Annotated in this window: 15 protein-coding genes; 4 read left to right on the top strand and 11 right to left on the bottom strand. The window is 62.0% G+C overall.

The features are described 5' to 3' along the window. Positions 1–15: 15 nt before the first annotated feature. Positions 16–372, bottom strand: coding sequence for a helix-turn-helix transcriptional regulator (locus LH365_RS02745; protein ID WP_226744680.1), 357 nt, complete (start codon positions 370–372; stop codon positions 16–18). Between the two features lie 174 nt (positions 373–546). Next, positions 547–1,059: an arsenate reductase ArsC gene (locus LH365_RS02740; protein ID WP_226744679.1), complete on the bottom strand. Its 513-nt coding sequence runs from the start codon at positions 1,057–1,059 to the stop codon at positions 547–549. A 210-nt stretch (positions 1,060–1,269) separates the two neighbouring features. On the opposite strand from LH365_RS02740, the gene LH365_RS02735 reads away from it, so the two are divergent. Continuing rightward, positions 1,270–1,629: an MliC family protein gene (locus LH365_RS02735; RefSeq protein ID WP_226744678.1), complete on the top strand. Its 360-nt coding sequence runs from the start codon at positions 1,270–1,272 to the stop codon at positions 1,627–1,629. 77 nt (positions 1,630–1,706) lie between these two features. On the opposite strand, the gene ctrA is transcribed toward LH365_RS02735, so the two are convergent. From ctrA to LH365_RS02710, 5 genes are all read right to left on the bottom strand, one after another. Next, positions 1,707–2,408 carry a response regulator transcription factor CtrA gene (gene ctrA, locus LH365_RS02730; RefSeq protein ID WP_013478129.1) on the bottom strand — a complete coding sequence of 234 codons (702 nt, stop codon included), beginning with the start codon at positions 2,406–2,408 and terminating at the stop codon, positions 1,707–1,709. 447 nt (positions 2,409–2,855) lie between these two features. Beyond that, a complete protein-coding gene (locus LH365_RS02725; RefSeq protein ID WP_226744677.1) occupies positions 2,856–4,253 on the bottom strand; it encodes a glycoside hydrolase family 28 protein in 1,398 nt (465 codons plus the stop codon). 263 nt (positions 4,254–4,516) lie between these two features. Further along, positions 4,517–4,783 (bottom strand): hypothetical protein, encoded by a 267-nt coding sequence (locus LH365_RS02720; protein WP_226744676.1) that lies wholly within the window; start codon positions 4,781–4,783, stop codon positions 4,517–4,519. 104 nt (positions 4,784–4,887) lie between these two features. After that, complete coding sequence (locus tag LH365_RS02715; RefSeq protein WP_226744675.1) at positions 4,888–6,846, bottom strand: DUF2075 domain-containing protein; 1,959 nt, start codon at positions 6,844–6,846, stop codon at positions 4,888–4,890. Continuing rightward, positions 6,846–7,439 carry a YfbM family protein gene (locus LH365_RS02710; protein WP_226744674.1) on the bottom strand — a complete coding sequence of 198 codons (594 nt, stop codon included), beginning with the start codon at positions 7,437–7,439 and terminating at the stop codon, positions 6,846–6,848. Before LH365_RS02710 ends, LH365_RS02715 begins: the two co-directional genes overlap by 1 nt. Before the next feature lie 116 nt (positions 7,440–7,555). Here LH365_RS02710 and fliI point away from each other — a divergent pair, with 116 nt between their 5' ends. The 3 genes from fliI (at position 7,556) to LH365_RS02695 (ending at position 10,400) form a co-directional block, all read left to right on the top strand. Beyond that, positions 7,556–8,887, top strand: coding sequence for a flagellar protein export ATPase FliI (fliI, locus tag LH365_RS02705; protein ID WP_226744673.1), 1,332 nt, complete (start codon positions 7,556–7,558; stop codon positions 8,885–8,887). Positions 8,888–8,899: 12 nt separating this feature from the next. Then, positions 8,900–9,313: a flagellar export protein FliJ gene (locus tag LH365_RS02700; RefSeq protein WP_226744672.1), complete on the top strand. Its 414-nt coding sequence runs from the start codon at positions 8,900–8,902 to the stop codon at positions 9,311–9,313. Between the two features lie 79 nt (positions 9,314–9,392). Next, positions 9,393–10,400, top strand: coding sequence for an endo-1,4-beta-xylanase (locus LH365_RS02695; protein WP_226744671.1), 1,008 nt, complete (start codon positions 9,393–9,395; stop codon positions 10,398–10,400). Between the two features lie 185 nt (positions 10,401–10,585). Here the strand turns inward: LH365_RS02695 and LH365_RS02690 are convergent, their stop codons facing one another. From LH365_RS02690 to fliN, 4 genes are all read right to left on the bottom strand, one after another. Next, on the bottom strand, positions 10,586–11,050 hold the full coding sequence (locus tag LH365_RS02690) for a DUF4282 domain-containing protein (RefSeq protein WP_226744670.1): 465 nt from the start codon (positions 11,048–11,050) through the stop codon (positions 10,586–10,588). 119 nt (positions 11,051–11,169) lie between these two features. Then, complete coding sequence (gene flhA / locus LH365_RS02685) at positions 11,170–13,275, bottom strand: flagellar biosynthesis protein FlhA (protein ID WP_226744669.1); 2,106 nt, start codon at positions 13,273–13,275, stop codon at positions 11,170–11,172. Between the two features lie 490 nt (positions 13,276–13,765). Continuing rightward, positions 13,766–15,136 carry a sigma-54 dependent transcriptional regulator gene (locus LH365_RS02680; RefSeq protein WP_226744668.1) on the bottom strand — a complete coding sequence of 457 codons (1,371 nt, stop codon included), beginning with the start codon at positions 15,134–15,136 and terminating at the stop codon, positions 13,766–13,768. A gap of 11 nt (positions 15,137–15,147) precedes the next feature. After that, positions 15,148–15,480 carry a flagellar motor switch protein FliN gene (gene fliN, locus LH365_RS02675; protein WP_107877456.1) on the bottom strand — a complete coding sequence of 111 codons (333 nt, stop codon included), beginning with the start codon at positions 15,478–15,480 and terminating at the stop codon, positions 15,148–15,150.

The raw sequence follows: 15,480 nt of genomic DNA, 5'->3' as shown, positions 1-15,480 counted from the left end.
AAGATTACGCGCAAATCAGGCGGTCTTCTTGTTCCCCGGCTCCGGCATTGTCAACTGACTCCACGCCTCCGCCTGGCCCTGCGCGCAATCGTTCAGCAGATAATCGGCCAGACCCGACAAATGGGCCAGTTCGGCGCTGTAAATGATCGAGCGGCCGCTGCGATAGGCCTTGAGAAGCCCCGCCCCCGTCAGAATGCTGAGGTGGGTCGAGGTGGTGTTGGCGGGGGCCTTGATGGCGCGGGCGATCTCCCCGGCGGGCATACCGGAAGGTCCGGCCCGCACGATGGTGCGGAACGCTTCCAACCGGCCCGGATGGGCGAGGGCGAACAAGGCGACTACGGCATCATCGATATCCATAGTAAAACCATACATGAAACCGCCCCGCCTAAAAACCCCCAACGCGGGAATTGGGACACGAAATCGCTGGGTTTCTAAGGCCTGAATGTAAGCGGGACATAAAGAAAGGGCGGCGGCCGAAGCCACCGCCCTCCCATAGCCGGGGAAGTTGGGGGGAAGAGACAGGAAACGGTATCGGGCCGCCGGATATCACGCCGCCAGGCGGATATAGGCCTCGCCCATGCGCTCAAGACGCGCCTCGGCGGCGTCGCCGGCGAGGAAGGCCGGGCTCATCTGGGTCAGGGTTTCGATGCGCGAGCACAGCGCGCCGAACAGGTCGGCATAGGCGGTGGCGATCATGGCCGGGGAACCCATGACGTCTTCGGGATCGGGCAGGAACCAGTCGACGATGCGCGGATTACCCTTGAATTCCGGCAGGCGGCCCTGCGGCAGGTGGTGCGACAGACGGAAGACGAAGTCGATCTCAGGCGCATCCTCCGCACCAAAGGCTTCGACCGACTTCGGGACCAGCATCTGCATATTGTAGTTGATGCGATGCAGGAGCGCGATGGCGTAGGGGCTGACGGCCACGGCGGGGCTCACCCCTGCGGACCAGGCCTCGAAACGGCCGGCGCCCAGACGGTTGAGCAGGGCTTCGGCCAGGATGGAACGCGACGAGTTACGCTCGGCCAGGAACAGCACGTGGATGGGACGTTGATACATGGGTAGTCTCCGCGGCCCCACACCCCGGCGGCCGTCTGCAGGCGGGAAGAATACGCCTTCCCAAAACCACGTTATCAGGTGTTGATGAGTTTGCGGTTTACAGACACGGTTAAGACAATACTGACAAAAAATGCGGGTAAACCTTATCGTGAGCTTATTTCTCATCGCCCGGAAACGGGCTATGTTCGCCCCATGTCTCTGGAGGATCCCATGCGCCGCAGCCTGCCCATCGTCGCCGCTTCCGTTCTGGCCCTGACTCTCGCGGCCTGCGCCACGACCTCGACTGACGGCGGCATGGCCCCGCCGCCTCCCCCTCCGCCGCCGCCTCTGGCCGCCGAAGCGCCCACGGGCGCGCTCTATACCTGTCAGGACGGCACGGCCTTCCGCATCGCCTTCAGCGAGAACGCCGCGACCGTGACGCTCAACGACGGCACCAAACTGCACCTGCCGCAACAGGTGGCCGCGTCGGGCATCTGGTATTCGTCGGGTCGCCACGACTTCCGCGGCAAGGGCCGCGACGCCACCTGGACCGTCGGCAAGAAGGTCCCGACCCAGTGCGTGACGGATTAAACCTCAGCTATCGAACAACAAAAAACGCCTGCCGTGAGAGGACGGCAGGCGTTTTTTGTAATCTCAGACCGTGAGGTTCAGGCCGCGACGATGCCGCCCTGCTCCTGCGGGTCGCGCAGCACGTAGCCGCGGCCCCAAACGGTTTCGATGTAGGAGTTGCCGTCGTTGGCCACGGCCAGCTTCTTTCGCAGCTTGCAGATGAAGACGTCGATGATCTTCAGTTCCGGCTCGTCCATACCACCGTACAGGTGGTTGAGGAACATTTCCTTGGTGAGCGTCGTGCCCTTGCGCAGGGACAGCAGCTCCAGCATCTCGTACTCCTTGCCGGTCAGGTGCACGCGGTTGCCCGCGACTTCGACCGTCTTGGCGTCGAGATTGACAATGATGTCGCCGGTCTTGATGACCGACTGGGCGTGGCCCTTCGAGCGACGCACAACCGCATGGATGCGGGCGATCAGCTCGTCCTTGTGGAAGGGCTTGGTCATATAGTCGTCGGCACCGCCGCCGAGCGTCTTGACCTTGGTTTCGATTTCCGAGGTGCCCGACAGGATCATGACCGGCGTGTTGACCTTGCCGACGCGCAACTGGCGCAGCACTTCCAGGCCGGACATGTCGGGCAGAGACAGGTCGAGCAGGATCAGGTCGTAGTCGTAGATCTTACCCAGATCGACGCCTTCTTCACCGAGATCGGTCGTGTAGACGTTGAACCCTTCCGACTTCAGCATCAGTTCGATGCTCTGAGCGGTCGCGCTGTCGTCTTCAATCAGCAGTACGCGCATGTAGCCCCTCCCGGCTATGGCAAACACAAAAAACGAAGACGCGGACGCCTTCCGTGGTGAGGATTTGAGGCTAGACCGCAAATCCCTTAAGATTAGTTAAGCCTAACCAATTCTCAAAAAGGGGTACGCTGATTTGCGAATCGCTGACAAGAGTCGCGAGTCAAGCTCTGCGCTTTTCCCCAGTCTTTTTTTAAGCCTTTTTTAAGGGTGAGTCATATTTCGCACACACCTGTGGACGGTTCACAGGAACCCTGTCCGAGTCAGTGTATCGGCAAATTTCTCCGAAAAAACAGCCGGTTTTCGGGCGCTCACGTGACCGGAACATGGCGCGATAGCTCAACGGGCGCAACAGCGTGATTTGCCGACCGTGTCAACCCACAAGGGAAAAACAAACACGATAGTCTTTCGATAAGGGAAAACCCGGTGTCCAACTTTTTTTAATAAAGATTACCCGACGGCGAAGAAAAGGCGCTCATCGCGCGTATCGGCGGCCTCGGTTTTCAGAGTCAGGCCTTCGATCCTCAGCCCCTGCACATGGCGCGCCCACAGGCCCCAGGCCGGCGTGATACCGAACATGGACGGCTCCGGATAGGCGGTCGGCAGGTCATCGACAAACGGCGCGACATCCTCTGGCGACATCCCGCCGCGATAGGTCAGCGAGACGTTTTCCAGCGTCACATTATGGATGGGGCTTTCGGGCAGCCCCATGATCAGCGCGCAGTAGTCGGGCAGGATATCGGTGGCCGTCAGGTTGCGGATGGTCACGTTGCGGATGCCGCCAACGACTGTCCCTTCCGGCCCGCGCAGCCGCGCGCCGACGCGCAGGAAGATCGGCGCCGTCGTAATCTCGGTGAGCGTCAGGTTCTCGCACAGCACGTCCTCGATCCAGCCGCCGTCGACCGTCTCCAGCGCCAGCCCGCGCGAGCGCTCGAACCGGCAGTCGCGAATGCGGATGCGTTTGAAGCCGCCATTCGACTCCGTGCCGATCTTGATGCGGCCGGTCACGCGGTCCTGATCGGGCGAACGTTCCTGCGTGCGGCCGAAGGTACCGTCGAGCAGGGTGCCAAGATCATACCCCGACACAGTGCAGCCTTCGACGCTGATGTCCTCACAAGCCCGCGCCTCGCCCAGAGCGAAGCTCGATTTGAGCACGATGGCGTCGTCATTCGGCGTATTGACGCGGCAATTACGGATGGTCACGCGGCGGCAGGCATCGATATCCAGCCCGTCACGATTGGTGTCGACGGTCAGCCCTTTGATCGTCATGTCGTCGACGCCGGTGGCCAGAAGCGCGAAATGCCCGCCATTCCTGATCGTGAAATCCTTCAGCGTCACCTGGCGGCAGTTCTTCAGCGCGATGGCCTTGTTGCCCAGCCCCTGCATGGCCGATACTTCGGGGGCCAGTTCGGCCATGACCTCGGCCGGCAGGCCGCGCATGGACAGCGGGAACTCACCGGCCTGCGTCTTCCATTGCGAGCCCGGCCCTTCGCGCGTCAGGCCCTCGCCGTCGATCATCCCCTCACCGGTGATGGCAATGTGCGCGGCGTCCTCGGCCCAGATCAGGCTGTTGCGCCAGTGCGAATGGCCGAAGTCCTGATAGAGGTCGGACGGATTGTCTTCGGGCAGGTCGTACTGCCCGCCGTGTTTTGCCGGATCGGCGGCGACCAGAACCGCGCCCTTTTCCAGATGCAGGGTGACGCCGGATTTGAGATTGAGCGAGAAGCTGAGGTAGCGCCCGGCGGGGAAACGCACCGTGCCGCCGCTGACCGCCGCGGCGTCGATGGCCGCCTGAATGACGGTGGTGCAAACGGTGTTCTCGCCAGCCGACACATCCCAAACCGTCACGGCACGCTCCTCATTTGCGCAAAAAAGCCCGATGGTGATCTGTAGTGAGCGGAGCCGGGCTTTTCAATCGCTGTCTTATACCTCCCTGGCTATGCCGGGGAGGGGGACCGCACGAGCCTGCTGAAAGCAGGTGAGATGTGGTGGTGGGGGTTCTTGCAATCCATCCAGCAACATAGCTTGCGGACCTTCAGAAAAGACACCCCACCACCCCGCCCTATGGGCGCGGTCCCCCTCCCCAGTAAACTGGGGAGGTATAATAGGCGTTACTTCGCACTCTCATAAAACACATCCAGATCGACCTTCATCTTGGCGTGCGAGCCTTCATCGACATAGAACATGTGCCCCGCCGGATAATAGGTGTGCGAGATGTTCTTTATCTGCGCCGGCTCCAGCCCGATATGGTGCAGGTCGTACTCCGTCGAGAAGAACGGCGTCGCGGCGTCGTAATAGCCGTACATCGACAACACCTTGAGATTGGGATTGGTGCGCATCGCATTCCCCAGATCCAGCGCCGTGTTCGGGTTGTTCATCTCCATCTGGCCGAAACGCCAGCGCGAGACAGGATGTCAGTTTGAACAGGGATTGCCTTTTTTGATATACTGCATACAGTATAAAAAACGGAATCATTACGCTGTCAACCGGGCGAGGGTTCAGATAAGCCGCAGTCCTTGAGGAACCGCCAGATGCCGTCATAAAATTCCGGCGGCCGGGTCGGATCGTCGGCATCGCCGGGCGGAACGAAAATGACCATGCCCTGCCGCGCGCGGGTCAGGATGACGCGATAAGCGTTCTTCAGATAGAGTTGCGAAAAGTCATCGTTCACATTGCGCCATTTCGTGCCGGCGAACTTGCGGTGCTGCCAGCCATCGACGTAGCGATAATCGGCATCCCAGCAAACGCCGACCCAGTCCAGTTCCAATCCCTGCACATCGAACTCGGTCGCCACGTCCTCCAGATACCAAGACGAACGCACATCGTCGCGGTCGTTGAGGAACCAGTTGGCCGGATCGATCCCGGCCTTCACGTGCAACCCTTCAGGCTTCAGCCGATGCGCGCCGGACGAGGCGACCAGACCGTAACGCTCGGTGCCGCGCGCCTTTTCCCTAAGCCAGTGCCGCGCCGTATCGAGGTCGCGGGTGATGGCGATGGGGTATGCCGTCAAACGCGCATAGGCCGCGCGGGCCGCCTCTGCATCGCCGTTCAGCAGATGCGAAACGAAGTCCGACAGGGTTTCGGCGCGGAAAGAGCGCATCGAAACGCCCAGATGCAGGTCGTCGCTCAGCGTCACCTGCTCCTGCCGGATAAAGGCCTGCGCGTCGCGGTTCAGATCGTAGTCCGGCTGCACAATCTGCGCCGAGGCATGGACCTGCCAGTGCGGGAAACGTGCGCGGATCGCGGCCATCCATTCGGACAACCCGGCTTCGCCCGTATTGATCTCCTGACCGCCGCCGATCAGGCACACCACCGTGCACCAGTCGGGATGCCGGTCCATGACACTGAGCAGAAACTCCGGCTCGGACATGTCGAAATCGGCGATGCCGCGCTTGGCCTGCATGAACTTCGACGCCTGCGCCTTCGTCCAGGCGCGCTGAGCCTCGTCGAAGACCACCACATGCTCGCTGGGTATGGTGGGGCTGCCCGCATAGTCGTCGCGGAAATGATGGATGTTCTGGATGAAGGCACGCACATCGCGGGCCACATGGGATTTGGACCGTCCCGTCCGCGCACTCTGATCGCGCGCCAGCGCCTCACGCAACACATCAACCAACGGCCCGTTCCCCGACAGAAACGTCGCGTGTTCGTCGGCATGAGATTCGCTGCGCTGGGTGGCGATATTGAGGCCTGCCAAGGTCTTACCCGCCCCCGGTACGCCGGTCACAAAACAGACCGTTTTGCGGTGGTGCAACTTGGCGTCCTCAATCACCGCGGAGATAAAATCCTGCGTGCGGCTGAGATTGATGGCGTCCGCATCGGAACGCGCAATATCGCGGACATCGTGCCTGGCATACAGCGCCCGCGCGGCCTCGATAATGGTCGGGGTCGGGCGATAGCCACTTGAGGCCCACGTCCCTACGTCCAGTTGCCGGTGACGATGCTGAGCCGCCGCGTGCCCTATGATGTCGCCCAGATCGATGACGCTGGACAATAGCGGCTTCGAGACCTGATCGAGCGCCAGTTCCGGCTGAGACATCGGCGACGCCTTTGCCCGCGTCGCCACCAATATCGGCACGATCGACAGGTGGTGACTACCCGCGTGGAAGTTCTTCAGATCGAGCGCATAGTCCTCGACCTGCTCGATGGCCGCGCGGTCGAAGGTCTCGCTGCCCACCTTGAACTCGATGATGAAGATACAGTCGCCGATGACCAACACCGCATCCGCGCGCTTGCCCATGCGGGGTATGGTGAACTCGAAATAGAGGGTGAAGGCGTCGATGGCTGTCAGGGCGTTGCGCAGGATGCGTATCTGCTGGAGCCACGCGCCCTTCTGTTCGAGATCGAGCGCGAAGGTATTGGCCCGCGCCAGCTCACCGAGAATCTGATCGTCGGAGTCGCTGAAGAATTTCGCCCGATCGGCGGTATAATAGGCGCGCATTACGTAATATAGCTGACCATGCCCAGACCATGGTCGGCGCATTTCTGGCAGTAGGCTTTTAACGCATCAAAGGCATCGCCCAGATATGCTTTCAGTTCGCCTTCATCGTCGTCCCAAATATTCGGATAGATATCGAGCGCGATCATACGCTTCGCATCGAACCGCCCCAACACGGCCGCGCGATCCAGCGCGTTCAAATGCGCGCTCAGTTCAGCCGTTCGGGAGGCCACAATCGCCATGGCCGGGCCATAACCCACATCTTCTTTGCCGATAGACGGCGCATTAAGCAGATAACGTACCGGCGCTGCGCCTTCATCTGCCGTTCCGGTCAAGAGAAAATAGAGGCCGTGCCATGCCTTGTCGGCATCGAACTCATCGTCGAAAGCATAGGAATCGAAAACCACATCACTGACCTTGGGGCCGGGCTTTTGGAACGGTCGCAATAAACGCGTCAGCCAACCGCCTGTGCTCTCTTCATCAAAGTCCTCTTCGTCTTCGCCGTAGCTGACAAATCGATGAATGGCCTTCGGGCACGCGTGAAGGCGTGCCTGATCCGGATCGGATGCCCGCTTTAAAACAAGAACCATGCCCATATCGATTTCCCCCTTTTGATTTCACAACTTAAAAGGAAGCGAGCAAAACACAAGACGACAATAACAGGCCCCCATCGTTAACCTTTCTTAAGCCGTCATTCACCATACTCCCCGCCATGCAGGACCTTCTCCACACCGCCCGCAATATCGATCCCATGCAGGTCTATGGCCGCGTGGCCGTGGTGAATGGACTGCTCATCGAGGCCAAGGGCGGCATGTCCTTTATGGAGGTCGGCTCGCGCTGCGAGATCATGCGCCGCCACGAAGCCCCCCTCCCCGTCGAGGTCGTCGGCTTCCGTGAAGACAGAGCTTTGATGATGCCCTTCGGTCCTGTCGAAGGCGTGGCGCCCGGCGCCGAAATCCGCATCTCCAACGAAGGGGCCAAGGTCTATCCCTCGACCGCCTGGCTGGGGCGCATCATCGACTCGTTCGGCGATCCCATCGATGGACTGGGGCCGTTACCCAAGGGCGGGGTCGGTTATCCGCTCAAGGCCGCACCACCGCCGGCCCATTCGCGCGCCCGCGTGGGTGAGCGGTTAGACTTGGGCGTGCGCGCGATGAACGTCTTCACCACCTGCTGCCGCGGGCAGCGTCTGGGGGTGTTTGCCGGTTCCGGCGTGGGCAAGTCGGTGCTGCTGTCCATGCTGGCGCGCGAAGCCACCTGTGACGCCGTCGTGGTCGGCCTGATCGGTGAACGCGGCCGCGAAGTGCGCGAATTTGTTGAGGAAACCCTTGGCGAAGCGGGCATTTCCCGCGCCATCGTCGTCGTCGCCACCTCGGACGAACCGGCGCTGAAACGCCGTCAGGCGGCCTATATGACGCTGGCCCTGTCGGAATATCTGCGCGATCAGGGGCTTGAAGTCCTGTGCCTGATGGACTCGGTGACCCGCTTCGCCATGGCCCAGCGCGAGATCGGTCTGGCCACCGGCGAACCGCCGACGACCAAGGGCTATACCCCCACCTGTTTCGCCGAGTTGCCCAAGCTGCTGGAGCGCGCCGGCCCCGGCCCCCTGCTGCCCGACGGCACGCAGACCGGCCCCATCACCGGCCTGTTCACCGTGCTGGTCGATGGCGACGATCACAACGAACCGATCGCCGACGCCGTGCGCGGTATTCTGGACGGGCACATCGTCATGAGCCGCAACATCGCCGAACGCGGGCGTTTCCCGGCCATCGACGTGCTGAAAAGCATCAGCCGGACCATGCCGGGGTGTCAGACCGTCCCCGAACGCGAGGTCGTGCGCAACGCCCGCGCGGTCATGTCGGCCTATAGCAATATGGAAGAACTGATCCGCATCGGGGCCTATCGCACAGGGGCCGATCCCCTTGTCGACCGGGCGATTCAGCTCAATCCGAGCATCGAACACTTTCTCTCACAAAGTCCCGACGAAGCGACGAGTCTTGACGACTCCTTTACCCTTTTGGCTCAGATTCTCAGCTCTGAATAAGGGAGTCGCGTCATGGCTAAATGGGTAAAGTCTCTGATCCGTATTTCGACCTTCGAGGTCGAAACCCTTCAGAAGCGTCTGGCCGAGGTGGCCACCCGCCGTACGCATGTCGAGATGAAGATTTCGACTCTGGATGCCGAGCTGGCGCTCGAAATCGCCCGCGCCGCTCAGGAGGCCGCCCTCAGCTTCGATCTCACCGCCTACAAGACGGGCTGGGCGCGCCGCCGCGAACAGTGCGTGTCGGAACTGGAACTGATCGCGCACGAAGAGGCCGGCATCCGCGATGCCCTCAACGGCGCCTACGAAGAACTGAAGAAGTTCGAGCACGTCGCCGAAACGACTCGCCTGTCGAAGATAGCCGCCGAACTGAAGCGCGAAAACGCCGCCATGGACGAAGCCGCCCTGCGCCTGCGTTTCGCCGGTTAATACGGATCGAGCGGGGGGACATTTGACCGAGCAGACCAAATTCCCCCGCCGCGCTGCCTTGGCTGGCATAGGTGCTACCATGTTAAACGCCTGCACGACGGGCGAAGCCGCCACCAGCAATATTGCGCCGCTCAAATCCCACATCGACTTCCCGCTCGGCATCTGCGCCATGACCGCGCAGATGGACGATCCGCAGTGGAAGTCGATGGTCGCCACCCATTTCGACCGCATCACGCCGGAATGGGAAATGAAGATGGAATACATCCTTCAGCCCGACGGCTCGCTGCGCTTCGACGCGCCCGACCGCATCGTGCGGCAGGCCAGGCTCAACCGTCAGACCGTCTTCGGCCACACCCTGATCTGGTACGCTCAGGACGGCGAACATTTTCAGAAGCTCAAAGGCGACCGCGCCGAATTCGAGATCGCCTATCGCGCCTATATCAGCGGCGTGATGAACCACTATAAGGGCCATGTCGACGGCTGGGACGTGGTCAATGAACCGATCAGGGACGACGGTTCGGACCTGCGCGACTGCCTGTGGCGCGAGGTCCTGGGCGACGCCTATATCGACATCGCCTACCGTGCGGCGCATGAGGCCGATCCGGCCTGCCCGCTGGTGCTCAACGACTACAATCTCGAATATTACCCGGCCAAGCGGAAACGCTTCCTGCAACTGGTCGAGGGAATGATGACGCGCGGCACGCCGCTGCACGTTCTGGGGACGCAGACCCACATCGCCGCCGATCTGCCCAGGGGCGCGATCACCCAGACTATCCGCGAACTGGCGGCGACGGGGCTGAAGATTCATCTGTCGGAACTCGACATCAGCCTGAAAGAGGCGGCGAAGAACGCGCTCGATTTCCGCAATTACCGCGACGCCCAGCGCGCCCTGATCGAAGAGGCCGCCGAGGCCTATGCGGCCCTGCCGTCAGGGCAGCGGTTCGGCCTGACCATCTGGGGCCTGCGGGACAAGGACTCGTGGTATAATCGCGAAAACAGGGGCGTGCGGCCGGACGAACCGCTGCTGTTCGACGACAAGGGCGCGTTGAAACCGCTGGGTCAGGCGTTCGTGAAAGCGCTGGGATAACTCTCCTCCCTGTTGCGCAGCAATGGGGAGGTGGCATCTGAGCGAACGCGAAGATGACGGAGGGGGATAGCGCAGATGCCTAAAACGCGCTCTATCCTTAAAGATTAGCGCCGACCCAACCGAAAGAGTCATCCCCCTCCGTCGGCTTCGCCGCCACCTCCCCACGCTTCGCGCAGGGAGGAGAATTAGTCCGCCTTGTTCGGTACGAAGAACGGATTTTCCAGAATATCGTTGCTGTCGACCGTTTCGGCCGCCGGGGTTTCGGTCGGCGCGGTGAAGACCGGGCTGGCGGCAGGCTCCGCGACCGGCAACGCCCCTTCACTGACGGCGCGCAAGGCCCGCAGGTCGTCGGCAATGCGGAAGATGGCCACATAAAACTCGCAGAACGAGCGCCACAGCAGCATCGCCGCCACGAGGAACAGCAATCCACCGATCAGGAACGGGATAGCCAGAAAGATGCCCCACGGCATTTCCTCGCGCATGGCGATGCCGACCGTGCCGCCGAGCACGGCGAACAGGCCCAGCGCGATCAGCGCCAGACCGGCCCAGTAGATGAGGTGAATGACCGGCTTGGTCAGCAGGCGGTCGAAGGTCATCAGATCGACGACGATGTCTTTCGGCCGGGTGCTGCCGAAGGCTTTCTTGATCACGCCCATTGGATTTCCTGTGTGTAACGCCGTGTACTGAACTGGCTAAGACCTCACGATCCGGGCCGTTGTCAAGTCATAGCCCGAATTCATAACGCAGAATCGCGGGCGGCATAAGGGGCTTAAACCTGCCCCACCGTCCGCAGGCGGACCTTCGGATGGATTTCGTTCTGGCTCATGACGGTGGTGTTGCCGCGGAAGCGCTCGACGATCGAGCGCACATAGGGGCGGATGCCGGGGCTGGTCAGCAGCACCGCCACCTCGCCCGACATCGATACGCGCTCGAACGTGTCGCGCACCGCGCGGATGAAGTCCTGAAGCTGCGACGGGGCCATCGACAACTGGCGCTCCTCCCCCACCCCGATCAGCGCCCCGGCAAAGGCGTTTTCCCAGTCGTTCGACAGGGTGACGATGGGAAGGGCGCTGTCTTCGGCGCGGTTCTGCCAGCACAGTTGCCGCCCCAGCCGCGAACGCACGTGCTCGACCATCTGGGTCACGGATTTCGTATGCGGGGCCACCTCGCCCAGCGCTTCGAGAATGGCCGGCAGGTCGCGGATCGACACCCGCTCCTTGAGCAGGGCCTGCAAGACGCGCTGCAAGGTCGCCACGGTTACGACAGACGGGATCAAATCGTCGATCAGCTTCTTCTGGTCCTCCGGCGCGTCCTTCAGCAGCTTGGCCACCTCGGAATAGGACAGAAGCTCCGACATATTGTCCTTGAGGATTTCGGTCAGGTGCGTGGTAAGAACCGTCGCCGGATCGACGATGGTATAGCCCATGAAGGTCGCTTCTTCGCGCAGGGCATTGTCGATCCACGTCGCCGGGATACCGAAGGCCGGCTCCTTCATATGCTCGCCCGGCAGTTCGACCTGACGCCCGGACGGGTCCATCACCATCAGTTGCCCCAGACGCACCTCGCCGGCCCCGGCCTCCATCTCCTTGAGGCGGATGGCGTAGCCCTGTGTCGGCAGGCGCATATTGTCCATCAGTCGCACGAAGGGCATGACGAAGCCGTATTCCTGCGCCAGCGTGCGGCGCAGCGCCTTGATCTGATCGGTCAGCTTGCGCCCGTCATTGTCGTTGATCAGCCCCAGAAGCCCCAGCCCCAGCTCGACCTTGACGTCGTCGATGGCCAGGGTCTCGGCCATGGTCTCTTCGGCCGGCGCAGAGGGCGCAGCCTCAAGCGCCGCCGCCGCGGCAGCCGCCGGGTCTTCCCTGGGCTTTCGCCCCAGCTTCCACGCCAGATAGCCCGCCCCGATGGCCATGGCGGCAAAAGGGATGATCGGCATACCGGGGACCAGGCCCAGCACGCCCGAAGTCGCCGACACCATGCCCAGCACGACCGGATTGGTGGCCAGTTGCTCGGTCAGCGCCTTGTCCGCCGAGCCGTCGACGCCCGCCTTCGAGACGAGGAAGCCCGCGCCCATCGAGATGATCAGGGCCGGGATCTGCGTCACCAGACCGTCGCCGACGGTGAGCTGGATATAGGTCGAGGCCGCCTCGCCCGCCGGCATGCCGTGCGAAAGTATACCGATCAGGATACCGCCGACAATATTGATGCCGGTGATGATCAGGCCGGCGATGGCGTCGCCGCGCACGAACTTCGACGCACCGTCCATGGCGCCGAAGAAGCTCGATTCCATCTCGACTTCTTTACGCTTCCGCTTGGCCTCGTCCATGTCGATGATGCCCGCCGACAGGTCGGCGTCGATGGCCATCTGCTTGCCGGGCATGGAGTCGAGGGTGAAGCGCGCCGCCACTTCGGCGATACGGCCCGAACCCTTGGTGATGACGATGAAGTTGATCAGGATGAAGATCGCGAAGACGATCAGCCCGATGATGAAATTGCCCTGCATGATCAGGTTGCCGAAGGCCTGAATGGTCGCGCCGGCGGCGGCGTGACCTTCGTGGCCGTGGCTGAGGATCAGGCGCGTCGAGGCGACGTTCAGCGCCAGACGGAACAGGGTGGTGATCAGCAGCACCGTCGGAAAGGCGCTGAATTCCAGCGGCTTCTTGATCAGGATGGCCGTCATCAGGATCAGCACCGACGACGCGATCGAAATGGACAGCAGCAGGTCGAGCAGAATGGCCGGGATCGGGATGATCAGGAAGACAATGATCGTCATGACGCCGACGGCCATCACGACTTCACCGCGCTTCAGCCAGCCCGCCACTTCGGACAGCCTGAAGGGCTGAACCCCCGTATTCGCTGAAGCCGCGTCCGCCACTCAGTATCCCCGATACGAAACCATACACCGTCGGCCCGCAGACGCACTGCGACCTCCACATATCTGACCCGCAATCCGCACGGATTGCGGGTTAGGCAAAAATTACCTATGCCGTGGTGAACAAAGCGTTAAGACCGGTTAAGAAACAGAGGCATCAAACGCCTCCGGCGGGCAGGGGCACGGCCCCTGCACCCGGTAGTTAGCTGGCGTCTTTTTGAGTATATCTCGCAAAGGATTATAACCACGGAAAAGCTGTTGAATCAGCCTTGCCCGAAGGGCCTTTCCCATTGTGCGGCAGGTATAGATGTCTGGCGCTTCGCGCCGACGATGACGCCGACTCCCTTTCCGTGCTTTCCGTGGTTCAATCCCTTGCGCGACGCCCCGCACGCTCGACAAATGAAAACGGGCACAGACCCTACAGCCTGCGCCCGGTTACGGGGTCCGGGGCCAACTGGCCCCGGAATCTTCAGACACGTCTTTCCACCTCAAATTAAGCCGCCGAAGCGCCCGATTGCGGGGCCGGGATGCTCAGACCCTGCGACGCGTACTCGTTGAGCTTGTTGCGGAGCGTCCGGATCGAGATGCCGAGGATATTGGCCGCGTGGGTGCGGTTGCCGAGGCAGTGGCTCAGCGTGTCGAGGATCAGCTTCTGCTCGACCTCGGCTACGGTGGAGCCGACAAAGGTGCGCGCGGCGGTTTCGGCGGCCTGAGCCGCGCGGTTGATATAGTCCATGCCGATCGGGGCCACCGGATTGAGCGGCTGGCCGTCCGGCAGGCGGATGGCTTCGGCGTCGATTTCCGAACCGGCGGACAGCAATACGGCGCGGTGCATGGCGTTTTCCAGTTCGCGCACATTGCCGGGCCAGCCGTGGGCCTGAAGGCGGCGCTTGGCTTCCAGGCCGATGGGCTTCAGCGGGATGCCATTGGCCTCGGAATACTTCTTCACGAAAAATTCCGACAGGACGAGGATGTCGGCCGGGCGTTCGCGCAGCGGCGGGATGGCCAGATTGATGACGTTGAGGCGATAGAGCAGGTCTTCGCGGAAGACGCCGTCCTTGACCGCCTGCACCAGATTGCGGTTGGAGGTCGCCAGCACGCGGATATTGACCGGCACGGGCTTGGCCCCGCCGACGCGGTCGATGACGCGCTCCTGAAGCGCGCGCAGCAGCTTGGCCTGCAGGCGGGCGTCCATTTCCGAGATTTCGTCGAGCAGCAGGGTGCCGCCGTCGGCCTCTTCGAACTTGCCGATGCGGCGGGCCATCGCCCCCGTAAACGCGCCCTTTTCGTGGCCAAACAGCTCGGATTCCAGCAGGTTATCCGGAATGGCGGCGCAGTTGACCGAGATGAAGGGCTTTTGCGCGCGCTTCGATTTCTCGTGAACGTAGCGCGCCATGACCTCCTTACCGACGCCGCTTTCGCCGGTGATCATGATCGAGGCGTCCGACGCCGAGACCTGATCGGCCAGCCGGATCACCGACTGCATGGCCGGATCGTGCGAGATCATCGGGCGGGAATCGTCGGCGACGGCGGACAGCACGGCGGCGATCAGCTCGGCATCGGGCGGCAGGGGGATGAATTCTTTTGCACCGGCGGTGATGGCCTGAGCGGCCTTGCGCGGATCGGGATTGACGCCGCAGGCGACCACCGAAACGTGGATGCGCTCGCGCTCATTGGCTTCGATCAGCGCGCCGATATCCAGCTCGTAATCGACCATCAGAAGGTCCGCACCCTGCCCTTTGCGCAGGGCGTCGGTGGCCTGGGTGACGGTTTCGACGTGCGCCACCTTGGCCCCGGCATCCATAGCCATCTTCACGGCGGCGGAGAGTTGCCCGCTCAGGCGTCCAACAACCAGCAGTCTCATATCCCTACTCCTTACCCGGCCGAATCTTCAGACTTGATGATTTCCGTCATGGTCACGCCCAGACGTTCATCGACCACCACCACTTCGCCGCGCGCGACAAGGCGGTTGTTCACGTAGATATCGATGGCTTCACCGACCTTGCGATCCAGTTCCAGCACGCTGCCCTGCCCCAGTTTCAGAAGCTGCGACACCGACATGTAGGCCTTGCCCAGCACGGCCGAGATATTGACCGGCACATCGAAAACGGGGGCGAGATCGGCCGCGGCCTTGGTGCCTTCGTCGTCGTCGCCGGGCACGAGGGCCTGGCTTTCGCCGAACTCTTCAAGCTCGAAATTCTCAGCCAT

This window comes from Asticcacaulis sp. AND118 (assembly GCF_020535245.1).
In the GTDB taxonomy this organism is placed as follows: Bacteria; Pseudomonadota; Alphaproteobacteria; order Caulobacterales; family Caulobacteraceae; genus Asticcacaulis.
The sequence above is the reverse complement of the archived record's forward strand: the minus strand, read 5'-3'. Positions and strand labels throughout refer to the sequence as shown.